The 13624-nt window shown below is 66.0% G+C and carries 11 protein-coding genes; 8 read left to right on the top strand and 3 right to left on the bottom strand.

The genetic code is table 11. The annotated features are described in order from the left end of the window. Positions 1–15: 15 nt before the first annotated feature. The gene (locus tag VUN84_08885) at positions 16–333 is read right to left on the bottom strand and encodes a DUF6457 domain-containing protein (GenBank protein ID XAS65722.1); all 318 of its coding nucleotides are present in this window, start codon (positions 331–333) and stop codon (positions 16–18) included. A 207-nt stretch (positions 334–540) separates the two neighbouring features. On the opposite strand from VUN84_08885, the gene VUN84_08880 reads away from it, so the two are divergent. Further along, positions 541–1161, top strand: coding sequence for an L-threonylcarbamoyladenylate synthase (locus VUN84_08880; GenBank protein ID XAS65721.1), 621 nt, complete (start codon positions 541–543; stop codon positions 1159–1161). A gap of 13 nt (positions 1162–1174) precedes the next feature. Here the strand turns inward: VUN84_08880 and VUN84_08875 are convergent, their stop codons facing one another. Further along, on the bottom strand, positions 1175–1462 hold the full coding sequence (locus tag VUN84_08875) for a hypothetical protein (GenBank protein ID XAS65720.1): 288 nt from the start codon (positions 1460–1462) through the stop codon (positions 1175–1177). A 201-nt stretch (positions 1463–1663) separates the two neighbouring features. On the opposite strand from VUN84_08875, the gene VUN84_08870 reads away from it, so the two are divergent. Further along, complete coding sequence (locus VUN84_08870) at positions 1664–2605, top strand: hypothetical protein (protein XAS65719.1); 942 nt, start codon at positions 1664–1666, stop codon at positions 2603–2605. Positions 2606–2901: 296 nt separating this feature from the next. On the opposite strand, the gene VUN84_08865 is transcribed toward VUN84_08870, so the two are convergent. Then, positions 2902–4251: a potassium transporter TrkG gene (locus VUN84_08865; GenBank protein XAS65718.1), complete on the bottom strand. Its 1350-nt coding sequence runs from the start codon at positions 4249–4251 to the stop codon at positions 2902–2904. Between the two features lie 1121 nt (positions 4252–5372). On the opposite strand from VUN84_08865, the gene VUN84_08860 reads away from it, so the two are divergent. From VUN84_08860 to VUN84_08835, 6 genes are read left to right on the top strand one after another with little or no spacing between them, the layout of a single operon-like run. Then, on the top strand, positions 5373–5471 hold the full coding sequence (locus tag VUN84_08860) for a potassium-transporting ATPase subunit F (protein XAS65717.1): 99 nt from the start codon (positions 5373–5375) through the stop codon (positions 5469–5471). A 7-nt stretch (positions 5472–5478) separates the two neighbouring features. Beyond that, positions 5479–7146: a potassium-transporting ATPase subunit KdpA gene (gene kdpA / locus VUN84_08855; GenBank protein ID XAS65716.1), complete on the top strand. Its 1668-nt coding sequence runs from the start codon at positions 5479–5481 to the stop codon at positions 7144–7146. Continuing rightward, positions 7143–9281 (top strand): potassium-transporting ATPase subunit KdpB, encoded by a 2139-nt coding sequence (gene kdpB, locus VUN84_08850; GenBank protein XAS65715.1) that lies wholly within the window; start codon positions 7143–7145, stop codon positions 9279–9281. The genes kdpA and kdpB overlap by 4 nt, the downstream gene beginning before the upstream one ends. Positions 9282–9293: 12 nt before the next feature. Further along, on the top strand, positions 9294–9923 hold the full coding sequence (kdpC, locus tag VUN84_08845) for a potassium-transporting ATPase subunit KdpC (GenBank protein ID XAS65714.1): 630 nt from the start codon (positions 9294–9296) through the stop codon (positions 9921–9923). Between the two features lie 12 nt (positions 9924–9935). Then, complete coding sequence (locus tag VUN84_08840) at positions 9936–12584, top strand: DUF4118 domain-containing protein (GenBank protein XAS65713.1); 2649 nt, start codon at positions 9936–9938, stop codon at positions 12582–12584. After that, positions 12581–13255, top strand: coding sequence for a response regulator (locus VUN84_08835; protein XAS65712.1), 675 nt, complete (start codon positions 12581–12583; stop codon positions 13253–13255). The genes VUN84_08840 and VUN84_08835 overlap by 4 nt, the downstream gene beginning before the upstream one ends. The last annotated feature ends 369 nt before the right edge of the window (positions 13256–13624 follow it).

Below are 13624 nucleotides of genomic sequence, written 5' to 3'. Positions count from 1 at the left end.
TTTTTCTACGCCGGTTTACTGGGCGCGCTTGCTCCAGCCCTCTTCGTCCGGGCCGCCAGCCTCGCCGTTCTCACACAGCTCCAGGACCTTGTTTGATGCTGCGTGGACTGCCTCGTCAACGCTCTTCCTGCCGTTGGTCGAGGCTGTTCCCGCAGCGAAGCCAACGATGAACGCGCTGATGGCATCCGCGTGGGGCCCGACGGCCTTGAGCGACTCGTCCGCGACCTGGACGATTTTCTCGTGGTCCATTTCCAGATCAAGAATCTGCAGCGCCTGGATGAGACGGGTACTCCAGTGTCGCAGTGTGCTGTCTTCGTCCCGGGGCAAAGTCATGTGGTACTCCTCTTGATGGCGGTGCGTGCGTTGATCGTCTTCCCCCACAAGGGTTAGCACCGACACCGGCGTAACGCAACGCGACCCGCGAGGCTTGGCAGGACTGGGGCTGCCGGAACTTCCCTGACCACGGCCGCAACAGTGACGCTCATGGCGGGTCCGCACGCCGGCGTGCCCGGGCCGGCGTCGGGCGCGTAAGCTCGTCCCATGGCGAGATACTTCGATGTCCACCCCGAAAACCCGCAGGCGCGTTCCATCAGCCAGGCCGTGGAGATTGTCCGGTCCGGAGGTCTAATCGCCTATCCCACCGACTCCTGCTATGCACTCGGCGCCCAAATCGGCAACCGGGAGGCCTTGGACCGCATCCGAACCATCCGCCATCTCAACGATAAACACCACTTCACGCTGGTGTGCAAGGACTTCGCCCAGCTGGGACAGTTCGTGCAAATCGACAACGACGTGTTCCGCACCCTCAAGGCTGTCACTCCCGGCAGCTACACGTTCATCCTGCCTGCCACCAAGGAAGTCCCCCGGCGTCTCCTGCACCCGAAGAAGAAGACCGTCGGCGTACGTATCCCGGACAACCGGGTGGTCCAGGCACTGCTGGCAGAATTAGGCGAGCCGCTGCTTTCGAGCACACTCCTGCTGCCGGACGAGGACGAGCCCCTGACGCAGGGATGGGAAATCAAGGAACGGCTCGAGCACGTGGTGGACGCCGTCATTGACTCCGGAGACTGCGGTGCCGAGCCGACGACGGTGATCGATTACTCCAGCGGCACAGCTGAAATCGTCCGGCGCGGCATGGGCGACCCGTCCCGCTTCGAATAGCGGGCCCGCGCCGTTACTTGGACGCGGTATCGGGCGCACCAGCGGCGGTTGACGCCCGGTTCCGCAGCCAGCGCCGGGAGAGGTCCATCGCCGCGATCAGTCCGGCGAGCGGCGTCAGCACCGCCGCCACGTAGACGAACAGCAGCCACGCCAGAGTGGTCAGCAGCGTCTGGTGGTCGCTCAGCAGGGACAGCCCTCCGAAGAGCCCGAGGACCCAAAACAGGGTTACTCCGGCCAGGACCGCACCCGCGGGGAAGTACTCGTTGCTGACGGCGCTTTTGACAATACTTAGAGTTTTCACGGACCCTCCTCATGCCTGGCGGAGGGAAGTTGGCCGCCGGGGTCAATCCAAGTATGGGGCCCGCCGCGCCCGGAATTTCGTCGACGGCCCGGTACGTGATGAAGCTAACTTTGCCGCTGCGTCACCACCTTAAACCGGCAAGGCCGCTTTCACCGAAACCCTGCCCGGATGTGGCGGCGCTGGCGGGTAGCCTAAGGCCTAATGAACCCCTTCGAATTATCAGAGCAACAGGTCACCGCTTTCGGCCGCCCGGTGCTTGGATACCTTCCCGCCGGTTACGACGTGGAGGCAGCCATGCGAGCCGAGATCGACGACGTCGGCTCCCTCGCCGAACTGGCGTCACCGGACGTCGTGGCTGCCAGGATCGATCGGCTGGGAGCCGACGTCAGCAGGCGGGACCTGACCGAGCGACTTCTGGAAAACACCGGCGCCCCGGATGTCATCGCCGGGCTGAGGCACCGCAACCTCGATCCTGCTTTTCCGTTCGTGGCGGTGAAGACGACGGCCAGAGTGAACAACGCTGAAGCTGTGGATGTCCTGGCCGCCCGGGTTTCCCAGTCCTACCGCGGCGCCGGAGTGCGGGGCTTCACGTTCTGGGAGCAACCAGGCCTGGATTTCGCCGGCACGGAAAACTGGGCGACAGTCATGGCCGGATCCGTGAAGACGGCAACACGCGCCGGCGCCGAGCAGGATCCGGGACATCCGCTGACCGCTTTCTGGCCGGACGACGCGACAGACTTGATCCCCGGCTACCACCGTGAACAGCGGGCCTGGCGGGCCGATGCCCCCGGGCTCGCCCCGTTCGTCTCCGAATCCAGCCAGGAGGCGCTCCAGGCCGCGGCGGACCTCGGCCTGCTGATGACGCTGCGGGACCGTCACGGCTTTGCCGGATTGGCGGCCGCCACGATCGCCCCGCTGTTTGGCCGGCGCGCGGTCTGCATGCTGGATGTATTCCTGGCGGACCGGCTGCGCGGCACCGGCCTGGCACCGGTTATGCACTCTTGGTTCCTGGCCGGCCAGCGCTCGGGGGCGGACACCGTCTGGGGCCACATCCATGCCGGAAACCTGCCGTCGCTGCGCACGGCGCAGAAGCTGGGCCGCCGGCCCGTCCAACAGGAATATTTCGTCAGCCTGCCCGTCTAAGGCGGCCAGTCGACGCCGCCCGGTTCGGGATCCCTGGCAGGAGCCCCAGGGCCGGTAAAGAACGTTGGCAGGCCCCCTTCCGATGAGCGGGACGCTACAGTGGAGGCATCGAACATATATTCCCATTAGTACTTGGGCAGCTTTAGGGGTTTGACCTGGGCATTTGCCGTGCGGACAGGTGTCTTTGACTGGCGTCCCGAACGCAAATTGCGCCGCCGCCCGGGTTGAACGGCTCCTCCAAGTCGGTCGACGGCTTATGCTCCCCCAATGCGGCGGAAGGTGCCTTCGCCCGATCGCTAACCGATGATGGGTCGTTCTTCCGGCAGCCGGTAGAGGCGAGGGCGGGTGGACAGCGCGAGCGCGGAGGCTACGGTGATAGTTCCGAGGCGTCCGGTGAACATGAGGACCATGAGCACCCATTGGGCGTTCGGCGCCAGATCGTAGGTGATTCCTGTACTAACTCCCACGGTCGCGAACGCGGAGATTAATTCGAAGAGGACTTTGTCGAGGCTGTGGTCTGTGAACATCAGGAGCAACAGGGTGCCGATGATCACCGAGGCCACGCCCAGCAGCGCGACAGAAAGGGCCTGGCGCTGCACTGAGGAACTAATCGACCGGTGGGCGATCGTGACCTGATCCCGGCCCCGAATTTCGTTCCAGATCGCGAAGCCCAAAACAAGGAAGGTCGTGATTTTGATGCCGCCGGCCGTTCCGGCGCTACCGCCGCCGATGAACATGAGTATGTCGGTGGTCATGAGGGTCTCGGGCGACGCGGCGGCGTAATCGATGCTGTTGAATCCTGCCGTGCGAGGGAACACCGCCCCGGCCAGTGTCGCCAGGAGCTTCCCGCCTACAGGCATGGGGCCCAGAGTCTGCTCCCTGTTCCCTTCAAAGGCTGCAAACAGCGCGAAGCCGGCAACCAGGAGCAGCACGGTGCCGTAGACGGTCAGGCGCAGGTGCACTGCCCAGTCCTTGAGTCGCACTCCACCCTTGAGGAGGGCGATAAGCACGGGAAAGCCGAGACCTCCGGCGACGACTGCCGCGCAGAGCGGGATGATGATCCAGGGGTCCCCGGCGTAACTGATCAGGCTATCGCTGTAGAGCGCAAACCCGGCGTTGTTGAACGCGGAGATCGCGTGGAAGATCCCGTGCCACAAGGCTGTCGCAGGGTTGTCGTCGTAGGCCAACCAGAAGTGGGCCGTGAGGATCGCGGCGGTGACGGCTTCGAACACGACCATGATCCGGGCCACCCGGAACACGACAACGCGGACGTCACCGAAATTCAAGGTGCTGGTTTCCGACTGCGCCACCAATTGGCCGCGGAGCCCGATGGTCTTTCGGACCATCAACGCCAGCAGCGTGGCCAGGGTCATGATCCCGAATCCTCCGACCTGGATGAGTCCGAGGATCACACCCTGACCGAAGGGCGTCCAGTACGTTGCCGTGTCGACGGTGATGAGTCCGGTAACGCAGACAGCCGAGACGGATGTGAACAGGGCGGGCAGTAACGCTTCCTGTTCCGGCGCGGTCCGCGACAGGGGAAGGACCAGCAGCCCTGCACCCAAAAGGATCACGGCCAGGAATGCCAGCGGCACCGAGCGGACCGGGTGCAGCCGGGCATCCCTGACGGGATTGTTCAGGATCACTGCTGCGGCTGTCCGGAAGTGCCCAGTGCGAAGGGGACTGCCCCGGTCAGCCTCCTATTGCCGGATCCGGTATTCAAGAGGGTCTCGCCTCAGCCCTGGCCACAGCCTTACGAGGAAGCGATGCCGCGGTGACGACCCGTTCCCTCGGACGACCCGCCGGGAGACATGACCCTGGCCTGACGATCGGCCCGGACCGTGTCTGCCGACATCGAGGCGGCATGGCTTGAGGGGAGGACTACGCGTCGGTGAGGGCCATACACGGGGCGACGCTGCCGATCGCGGGCATCATTTGGTCCCTCTCCTGGCAGTCACCAATGTTCCGGCCGGTTGCTGAACCGGCTCCATGAACACGACGCTAACACCGGAGAATACGAATTCCGGCGGTCTTAACGGGTTCTTAGCGTCCGGATCCGAGCCCACCGTTTGGCGATCCTCCCCGCCTGAGCGCTGCTTGTATATGCCCTCCGTTGGAGCTCCGGGAAGTCTCGCCGGCCGCACGCGGAGAACGTCCGGAAGAATGCTCTGGCGACCGCTCCGGGCACTGCGACCGAGGAACCTACCGGCCGGGCCCGCGGAATCTCCGGCTGTCGATACCACCCGGAGGACGACGACATTTGGTCGGACCGTTGCCCGGGGCGAGGTACACGGCTTCCGGGGACTTGACGACGCCGGCAGGTCAACGACGTCGGGATACGGCTCGGACTCATCCGCTCCACTTCGAGCACCGCCCGGGTTTTCGGCCTGGACCCGTGGGCTGAACCGGTGAGGGCAGCCGGGCCGGCGACCGAGTGTTGGACTGCGAACTTTCGGCAGGCCCGTGTCGGCCGCTGCCGAATACACGGAGCATGAATGCGGGGTCGGTGCGGGAACTGCCTCGCACGTTAAGACGGCGTCAGGATCCGCCCTCCGGGCGTTAAGAAACCATCAGGAACCGGGTCAATGCCCGCTGGGAGGAGTTGACTGTCAGTAGCCCCGCAAACGGGGCGCGGATGAAAGGAACCTGCAATGGCCGACCTGGCTGTTATCGGAATCTTCATGGTGTCCATGGGGTTCGTCATGTGGATCGGCCACGTCCTGGCCGGAATGGTCGGCTCTGCCGGTGACCGGACAGAGGCCGGACAATGAACGCCGACGCGATCATGTGGCTCGTCCTGCTGATTGCCGGGCTGTCCCTCTTCGGCTACCTGCTGGCCGTCCTGATCCGCCCGGAAAAGTGGTGAGCAGGACGTGACCTTTAATACTGCATCCTTTGTTGTCCAGGTCGCTGCGCTGGTGGTGGTTCTGGCCGCCCTGCACAGACCCCTGGGCATCTACCTCGCCCTGGTTTTCGAGGGAACCACGCCCAGCCGGCCCGAGCGGCTGTTCTACCGGCTCGCCGGGATCGACGCCCGCACCGAGCAGACCTGGTCGGTGTACCTGCGCAGCGTTCTGGCGTTCTCGGCCGTCTCCATCCTGGCCGTGTTCGGCCTCCAGCGGCTGCAGGGCATCCTGCCGGGTAGCGGTTCCCTGCCGGCGGTGGATCCGTGGATTGCGATGAACACCGCGATTTCCTTTGTGACCAACACGAACTGGCAGACCTACGCACCGGAGACAACGATCGGCATTTTCGCGCAGATGACCCTGCTGGCGGTGCAGAACTTCCTCTCCGCCGCCGTCGGGATCGTTGTCGTCGTCGCCCTCATCCGCGGCATCGCCCGGACCAAGACGCAGCGGCTGGGCAACTTCTGGGTGGACCTGGCCCGGACGTCGTTCCGGATCCTGCTTCCGATCGCGTTTGTCGCAGCAGTGGTGATGGTCCTCGGCGGGGTGGTGCAGAACTTCTGGCCCACCGACGTCACCAACCAGGCGGCCGGGATCAGCCAGACCATTCCCGGCGGGCCGGTCGCGTCCCAGGAGGCCATTAAGGAGCTCGGAACCAATGGCGGCGGTTACTTCAATGCAAACTCGGCCCACCCGTTCGAGAACCCGAATGTTTTCATCAGCCTCTTTGAGGTGTTCCTGCTCCTGCTCATTCCCTCGGCACTGCCCTACGTCTTCGGCAGGATGGTCGGCGACCAGAAGCAGGGCTACACAGTGGCCGCGGTGATGGGCACCCTGTGGCTGGCATCGGTTTCGCTGATGGGCTGGGCCGTGGCTTCCGGCCAGGGAACCGCGACGGCGGCGGCCGGCGGACTTGGCGAAGGCTTCGAACAGCGCTTCGGCCCAGTGCCCAGCGCGATCTTCGCCGCGTCCACCACGCTGACCTCAACCGGCGCCGTCAACGTCGCCCACGATTCCCTCCCACCACTCGCCGGCGGGGTGGCCATGGTGAACATGATGCTCGGCGAAGTCGCCCCCGGCGGAACCGGCTCCGGGCTCTACGGCATGCTGATCCTGTCCATCATCTCCGTCTTCATCGCCGGGCTCATGGTCGGCCGGACACCGGAGTATCTGGGCAAGAAAATCGGTCCCACGGAAATGAAACTGGCCGCCCTGTACATCCTCGTCACCCCAGTCCTGGTGCTGGCCCTGTCCGGGATCACCGTCCTGCTGCCGGACATCATGACCAACGCCCCGGCAACCGGCCCCCACCAGTTCAGCGAAGTGCTCTATGCCTTCACCTCCGGGGCCAACAACAACGGCTCCGCGTTCGGCGGCATCACCACCTCGGGCCCCTACCTCTCGGTCATGATGGGCCTGGCGATGCTGCTGGGCCGCTTCCTCCCGATTGCCCTGGTCCTCGCCCTCGCCGGCTCCCTCGCCCGGCAGGGCAAGATTCCCGCCTCCGCCGGCACCGTCCCCACCCACGGCCCCCTCTTCGGCGGCCTGCTCCTCGGCGTGACGGTGGTCCTGACCGCACTGAGCTACTTTCCGGCCCTTGCCCTGGGCCCCCTCGCAGAAGGACTCCTCACATGACCCGGTCCAGCGCGGCATCAGCATCGGATACCGCCGCCCAAACTTACGCCGACGGCAACCCCCTCGGTACCCCCGGCGAGCACAAGCACCACACCAAGGCACCGGCCAAACTGACGCTCACGTCCGTCGCCGCCGCATTGCCACTCGCCGTCCGGAAACTCTCCCCGCGGCAGATGATCCATTCCCCGGTCATGTTCACCGTGCTGGTGGGGGCCGCCCTGTGTACGGCCATCTCCCTGTACCGGCCCTCGGTGTTCGGCATCGCGGTCACGGCCTGGCTCTGGCTCACCGTCCTCTTCGGGACCCTGTCCGAATCCATCGCCGAAGGCCGCGGCAAAGCCCAGGCCGACAGCCTCCGCGCCAGCCGCCAAGGCGTCCAGGCCCGGCTCCGCCAGCCCGACGGCACCACCAAGGACGTCCCCGGAACCGAGCTGCGGCTCAACGACGTCGTCATCTGCGAAGCCGGGGACGTGATCCCCTCCGACGGCGAAATCATCGAAGGACTGGCCAGTGTCGACGAATCGACGATTACCGGCGAATCGGCCCCTGTCATCCGCGAATCCGGCGGTGACCGTTCCTCCGTCACCGGCGGAACGAAGGTCCTTTCGGACCGGATCGTGGTCCGCATCACCGCCGAGCCGGGGCAGACGTTCATCGACAGGATGATCAAGCTCGTCGAGGGCGCCGTGCGGCAGAAGACCCCCAACGAGATCGCCCTGCACGTGCTGCTGGTGTCCCTGACCATCGTGTTCCTCGCCGTGACCATGTCCCTGGCCCCGTTCGCATCCCTCGCAGGGGCCACACCGTCACCGATCGTGCTGGTGGCCCTGCTGGTCTGTCTGATCCCCACCACCATCGGTGCCCTGGTCCCTGCCATCGGCATCGCCGGCATGGACCGCCTGGTCCAACACAACGTGCTGGCCACCTCCGGCCGCGCAGTGGAAACCGCCGGGGACATCACCACCCTCCTGCTGGACAAGACCGGAACCATCACCTATGGAAACCGCCGCGCCGTCAACTTCTACCCCGCAAACCACGTGGAGCGCACCGACCTGATCGAGGCCGCCAGGATCTGCAGCCTCGCCGACGAAACCCCCGAGGGGCGCTCCATCGTGGACCTCGCCGCGGAGAAAGGCGTGACCGGGGCTGATCTGGCCACGCTCGAACGCAGCTCCGGTGACTTTGCCGTGGTCCCCTTCAGCGCCAGCACCCGCATGAGCGGCCTGGACCTTGACGGGCTGCAGATCCGTAAAGGCGCCGCCTCCACCGTGGCGGCCTTTGTCGCCGAATTCGGCGGCCACACCCCGGCGGAGGTCGACCACCGGGTCAAGGAAATCTCGGCCCAGGGCGGCACACCCCTGCTCGTGGCGCAGATTGACAGGAACGGCAAGGCCGACGTCATGGGGACCATCCATCTGGCCGACGTCGTCAAACCCGGCATGCACGCCCGCTTCGCCGAACTGCGGAAGATGGGCATCCGGACCGTGATGATTACCGGCGACAACCCCATCACCGCCAAGGCGATCGCCGCCGAGGCAGGCGTCGATGATTTCCTGGCCGAAGCGACCCCGGAGGACAAACTCGCGGTCATCAAGAAGGAGCAGGCCGCCGGCCGGCTCGTGGCCATGACCGGCGACGGTACCAACGACGCCCCCGCCCTGGCAGCGGCGGACGTCGGGGTGGCGATGAACTCCGGCACCCCGGCCGCGAAGGACGCCGCCAACATGGTGGACCTCGACTCGGACCCGACGAAGCTCATCAACATCGTGGGTATCGGCAAGCAGCTGCTGATCACCCGGGGGGCCCTCACCACCTTCTCCGTCGCCAACGACGTCGCCAAGTACTTCGCGATCGTCCCGGCCCTGTTCACCGCCGCCTTCCCGGGGCTCGGGCTGCTGAACATCATGGGACTCGCCACCCCGTCCTCGGCCATCCTGTCCGCGGTGATCTTCAACGCCCTGATCATCATCGCCTTGGTCCCGCTGGCCCTGCGCGGAGTGAAGTACCGTGCTGTGTCCGCCAACCAGGCCCTGAGCCGGAACCTCCTGATCTTTGGGCTCGGCGGGCTGATCGCGCCCTTCATCGGCATCAAGATCATCGACCTGATCATCTCCCTCATTCCCGGAATCGGCTAGGAGCACGCCCCCATGAACACAGTTACCGGCTATCTCCGGCAGGCAGGCACCGCCCTGCGCTTCCTCGTCCTTGCCACCCTCGTCCTGGGCGTGGCCTACCCCCTGGCCGTCTTCGGCGTCGGGCAGCTCATCGCCCCCTACCAGGCCAACGGCTCGATCATCAAGGACTCCACCGGCGCCCCGGCGGCGTCCGCCTTGATCGCCCAGGCCAGCGCCGATGACGGCGGCGCCCAGGATCCGCGCTGGTTCCATGCCCGGCCGTCGGCAGTGCGCTGGGACACGGCGGCGTCAGGGCCTAGCAACCTCGGACCCAATGATCCCAAGCTCCTGGCGGCAGTTGAGGCCTACCGGGCCGCCATCGCTGCCGCGGAAGGCGTCAGCGAGTCCGAGGTCCCGGCCGACGCCGTCACGGCCAGCGGCTCCGGGCTGGACCCGCACATCTCGCCGGAGTACGCCAAACTGCAGGTAGACAGGGTGGCAGCAGCGCATGGCCTGGGCGCCGAAGCGGTGTCATCGCTCGTGGAACGGCACACCAGCACCGGATTGCCGGCGTTTCTGGGCCGGCCGTCCGTCAACGTGACAGCCCTGAACCTGGCTTTAGCCACCGACTCACCAGCGACGCCGCAGGCACAATCCAAGTGAGAGACTGACGGCATGGCACATGGAACGCTGCGTATTTTCCTGGGGGCCGCCCCCGGGGTCGGCAAGACCTACGAGATGCTCGAAGAGGCGCACCGGCTGGGCAAGCGCGGCGAGGACGTAGTCGTTGCGTTCGCCCTGGACCACGGGCGCAGCGAAACGCGGGCGGTGCTTGAAGGTCTCGAAGTCATCCCGCCCCGACGCCTCCCCTACCGTGGCACTGAGTTCGAGGAATTGGACCTCGACGCCGTCCTCGCCCGTGCACCCGGTACGGCAGTCGTGGACGAATACGCCCACTCCAACATCCCCGGCAGCCGCCACGCCAAACGCTGGGAAGACGTGGACGAATTGCTCAATGCCGGCATCAACGTCCTCTCGACCGTCAACATCCAGCACTTGGCGTCCCTCGGGGACGTCGTCAGCGCCATCACCGACGTCCGCCAGGCAGAGACGGTCCCGGATGAGGTCGTCCGCCGCGCCGACCAGATCGATCTGGTCGACATTTCCCCCGAACTGCTCCGCCAACGTCTGGGCGACGGAAAGATCTACGCCGCGGAGAAAATCGACGCCGCCCTCGCGAACTACTTCCGCCTCGGGAATCTCGCCGCCCTGCGGGAGCTGGCGCTGCTGTGGCTGGCCGATCGTGTGGATGAAGGCCTGGCCAGATACCGGGCCGAGCAGGGCATCGAAACCAGCTGGCCCGCCCGCGAGCGGATCGTGGTGGGGCTGACCGGCGGTCCGGAAGGGGAGGTGCTCATCCGCCGCGGCGCCAGGATCCTCAACCGCGTCAACGGCGGAGACCTCCTGGCGGTGCACGTCCGCGCCGCGGACGGCATCGCGGAGGAGTCACCACAGGCGCTGGAAGCGCAGCGCCGCCTGATCCTGGACCTTGGCGGCAGCTACCACATCGTCACCGGCGAGGACCCGGCCGCAGCGCTGCTGGACTTCGCCCGAAGCGTCAACGCCACCCAGATCGTCGTCGGCATTTCGCGCCGGACGAAACTGCACGGCCTACTGAACGACCTGCTTGGCGGAGGCGTCGGCACCAGGGTGGTCCGCGATTCCGGCGACATCGACGTCCACATGGTCTCCCACCCGCTCGGCGGCCGAGGTCCCGGCCCGCGCCGGCAAAGGGACCTGGGCCGCATCCGGGTCGCCGCCGGTTTCGTCCTGGCCGTCGCACTCCCGGTGCTGCTGCAGATGCTGCTCTCCCTGAACCCGGACCGGAACGTCGCCACCGCAGCACTGGTCCAGCTGGCCGGATCCGTCGCCGTCGCCCTCGTCGGCGGACTCTGGCCAGCCCTCCTTGCCGCCCTTTGGAGCAGTCTGCTGGTCAACTACTTCTCCACCCCTCCGGTCGGTACCCTGACCATCAGCGACCCCCAGAACCTGCTCGCCCTGCTAGTCTTCGTCGGCGTCTCCTCCGCCGTCGCCGTCGTCGTTGACCTCTCCGCACGACGGTCAAAAGAAGCCGCCCGCGCCCGATCCGAAGCCGCCACGCTGGGGGACCTCACCCGCGGCGCAGCCCGTGCCGAGGACACCCTAAAAGGACTCCTGGAACAATCCCTGGACGTGTTCCAAATCAGCGGTGCTGCCCTCTACACGTCCGCCGGGGACACCGGAACAGGAACAGCAGGGGGTCGCGGCTGGCAACTCGTCGCAAATGTCGGCATAGCCCCTCCCGCCGCACCGGAGGCTGCAGAAAACATCGAACAGGTCACCCCCACCACCTGGCTCATCCTCACTGGCCGGACCCTTCCGGCCAGCGACCGACGGCTGCTCGGAGCGTTCGGCGTGCACCTGGCCGCCCAGCTGGAACGCCAGCAACTGGCAGCCAGCCGCCGCGAAGTCCTGCGGCTGGCCGAAAGCAACACCATGCGCACCTCCATCCTGCGCGCGGTCTCCCACGACCTGCGCACGCCGCTGGCCGGCATCAAACTCGCCGTCGGAGCCCTCAGACAGCCCGGCATCCATTACACCGCCGAGGAGGACCAAGAATTGCTCGCCACGATCGACGAATGCTCCGACCGGCTGGACGCTCTGGTCGGCAACCTTCTGGACATGTCCCGGATCACCTCCGATTCCGTCAACCCGCTCATCGGACCCGTTCGCTGGTACGAAGTCATCCCGGCCGCCCTGCACGGAATTCCCCCCGGCAGGGTACGGGTCGAGCTGCCCGGAAATATGCCCGAAATCGATGCCGACGCCGGAATGCTTGAACGAGTCATCGCGAACATCGTGGAGAACGCCGTCAAGTACGCCCCGGACTCCGAGGTCGTTCTCGTCGGATCAGCAGGCGGGCTCAGCCACGCTACCCTGGGCGGCCGTCCCGCGGGAGAACTACGCGTCATCGACCACGGCCAGGGCGTCCCGGCTGAAAGCGTCGTGCGCATGTTCCAACCATTCCAGCGCCTCGATGACGTCCCTCAGGCCACCGGCGTCGGACTCGGCCTGGCCGTGGCAAAAGGATTCACCGAGGCGATGGGAGGATCCCTCACCGCGGAAGAGACACCAGCGGGCGGACTAACCATGGTGGTCCGATTGCCACTCTCCGCTGGCGCCGCCTTCGACCAAGATGCCGCCCAGGCCCCGCTTCAGCCGCAGTCAGCCCTCCTGCGGCGACACCACACCCAGCCCGCGTCCACCACGGAGGGCACGCCATGAACGACATCCTTGTGGTCGACGATGACCCCCATATCCTCAGAGCCCTCAAAATCACCCTGAAAGCCCACGGATACATCGTCGCGACAGCCCCCGACGGCGAATCCCCCCTCCGGTCAGCAGCCGAGCACCCCTTCGGCGTTATAGTCCTGGACCTTGGCCTGCCCGACCTTGACGGCACCACGGTCATCACCCGGCTCCGGCAATGGAGCCACGTCCCTATTCTGGTCCTCTCCGCCCGGCACGGCTCCGACGACAAGGTCAGGGCACTGGACGCCGGAGCCGACGACTACGTCACCAAACCCTTCGAACTGGACGAGCTTCTAGCCAGACTGCGGGCCGTCCAACGCCGGACCATCCAAACCGACGAAACGCCCGTGATCACCACAGCCTCCTTTACCGTCGATCTGGCCATGAGACGCGTAACCCGCGACGGACAGGACGTACGCCTGACCCCCACGGAATGGGGCATCCTGGAAATACTGGTCCGGAACCCCGAAAAACTCATCACCCAGCAGCAGCTCCTCACCGAGATCTGGGGGGCCGCCTACATCAAGGAATCCAACTACCTGCGCGTCTACATGGCTCAGCTCCGCCGCAAGCTCGAACAAGAACCCGGTAACCCCCGCCACTTTATGACCGAAACGGGCATCGGGTACAGGTTCCAGCCGTAGAGGCTCTGACCGTCCGTGTTCGACCAAAACCCTGGCGAAGACTAAGGAGGTCCTTTCGTGGAACCGTGTGTGTGGTGAGGCGATGAGCGCGTCAGGCCGGCTTCTGGGTTGGCTGCTTGGTCTTCCGCCGGTGCGGTCGCCGTCAGTGCAGGTTCAGCGTGATCTGGCGATCCCGCCCGGGACGGGGTGGTGCTGTTGGCGGACCGATATTTTCCGGCGAGGGACGTACGGGCGCCGGTGGTGTTGATCCGCACACCCTACGGGAGGGGCTTAGCCAACGTCATCCCGTCGCGGCGGACCGCAGAGCGCGGCTACCAAGTCCTTATCCAGAGTCTGCGCGGCACCGACGGCTCCGGCGGGACCTGCAAC

Source organism: Micrococcaceae bacterium Sec5.8, assembly GCA_039636775.1.
GTDB lineage: Bacteria > Actinomycetota > Actinomycetes > Actinomycetales > Micrococcaceae > Arthrobacter.
Note: the sequence above shows the minus strand (reverse complement) of the source record. Positions and strands in the feature narration are given on the sequence as shown.